Raw genomic sequence first — 2,263 nt, 5'->3', positions numbered from 1 at the left:
TTGATATAATTAAAATGGTAGAAGATATAAGGAGATAGATTATGAAAAAGATTGTATCAATAATAACAGCTTTTTTATTGGTTGTAACGATAGTTGGTTGTTCTAGTAAGAGTAAAAAATATGATGAAAATATAGATAAAATTATAGCTTATTATAATGACGATCGTGATGAAAATAAAATTGAACGAAAAAATGTTAATATTTATGTTTATGAAGATGTAAATGTTGATACTTATAAAAAGAAAGGAAAATTCACTTTTTACAAGTTAGAATTTAGGAAGTCTAATTTATCTTTTAACTCTATAAAGTATTTTGTTATTGAAAATAATGAAATAAGTCTTGTAGAAGAAGAAGCAAAAGATATAATTGAAAAGGATAAACCTAAGTATAAGGAAATAAATAATAAAAATATTGATAATTAATGCTGAATTTTAAAGATGACAATTAAATTTGTTGTCTTTTTTTATTTGTCAAGAAAGGGGGGATATTTTTTGAAAAAACTAAAACGAATAAGTTATATAGCTATTTCTACATTAATGTTATTTTTTAGTACAATTTTGATTGCGTATGCGAATAATATTGATGAAAAATATAATAATTTAGAACAATATAAAAGCTATATGGTAGATGGAAATGTACTTTTACCAAATATGTCAATAATGTTTAATGTAATAGTTAATTGGCTTTTTGGAATAGCGAAGTTTTTTGCGAGTATTACAGATTTTTTCTTAAAATACCTATACGATAATAAAGCGTTAGATAGTATAGTAGATGTACTTAGTGATATGTCTAGTAGAATTTATGAGAACATATTCGGACAAGTAGGAGCTTTATTATTTGTAATAGCCGTTTTATTTATAGGTGTAAGATACTTAACTAGAAACGGTAGGGGAATACGTGAAGCAATTAATCTTTTTATAGTTATTGGAATAGGAGTTTTATGGATTACAAATTCAGGTACAATAATAAGAACAGCTAATGGTTTATCAAGTGAGTTACAAGGAATAATCGCAAGTAGTGGTAATAAGATAACAGAAACTGCAGGTATTAGTGATAGTAATTCAGGTGTTGATTTAATGCGTGAAAAAGCATTTGAAAAAATGGTAGAGCAGCCTTTTTTAATATTGAATTTTAATACAATAGATAAAAAGGATGTAAAAAAAGAAAGTTTAGATGTTATGTTAAGTAGTAATATATCTACTAAAGATAAACAAAAAGAATTGAAAAAGTTAGAATTAGATGACAAAGATTATGATGTAGAAAATGGAAATCAAAATTATTATATAAGTGATGAAAGTGTATCTGAAAAAATGTTAACGGCTTTCTTTTCAATAATAATGAACTTATTATATATGATACCATTTTCAATAATCGCATTTTTTAGTTTTATAATACAAGTACAAATACTATTCTACATATTAGTAATACCATTTGCGATAATGTTGTCGATGATACCTGGAATGAGTAGTAATTATGTAATAATGTTTAAAAAATTACTAGGAATGTATCTTTTAAAAGCAATGTTAGGTTTAATAGTATTATTTATTGATATAGTAATGGCACTAGTTTCAAAAATAATGGAAAGCACAACCTCTCCAGCACTTACAACATATTCAGTATCAACAATAATGTTTTTAGTTGCTATATTATCACTTTATAAAAAGCGAACAGAAATAGCAAGTACATTTGCGAATAATCAATATACAAAAGATTTATCTGCAGGAGTTAAAGGTTTAGATACATTTAGAAGTGGTATATCTAATATAAAACAAGGAGTAAATGACTATATTAAGGATAGACAAAAGAGAAAAGATGATGAACAACAACTAATTAATAAAGCTAATAACGGAACGTATGAAGAACAAGAAATAACACAAAGAATTAACGATAAAGGAAAAATCATAGAGCGTACATCACAAACAGAAGAAATACAAGATTATCAAGATATTAATTTAGAAAATAATGATAATGTAAATGACTATGTAAGACAAAATCAAAGTGATTATATAGAAAATGAAGATACAAATTTAGAGAGTAGAAATAATTATAAAGCTAATGATAATAATTATGTACGTAAAAATCAAAAAACAAGTTACGATGAATATTTAGAAGAAAGCAAAGCAAATTATAACGATCATAAAAATGATTTACCATATAAAAACAATATAGATTATAATTCAAGGACACCACAAAATAATTTTAATAATGAAATAAAAGATAATACAAATCCTTATAAAATAAGGAATACTCAATATAGAAATAC

Annotated in this window: 2 protein-coding genes; both read left to right on the top strand. The window is 24.3% G+C overall.

Going from position 1 to position 2,263, the window contains the following annotated elements:
* Positions 1–41 precede the first annotated feature (41 nt).
* Positions 42–422, top strand: a complete 381-nt coding sequence (locus tag HZY83_RS06595; protein ID WP_179943264.1) for a hypothetical protein — start codon at positions 42–44, stop codon at positions 420–422.
* Positions 423–491: 69 nt separating this feature from the next.
* On the top strand, positions 492–2,263 hold a 1,772-nt coding region (locus HZY83_RS06590; protein WP_179943263.1), incomplete at its 3' end, for a CD3337/EF1877 family mobilome membrane protein.

This window comes from Gemella sp. GH3 (assembly GCF_013415425.1).
Lineage (GTDB): Bacteria > Bacillota > Bacilli > Staphylococcales > Gemellaceae > Gemelliphila.
The sequence above is the reverse complement of the archived record's forward strand: the minus strand, read 5'-3'. Positions and strand labels throughout refer to the sequence as shown.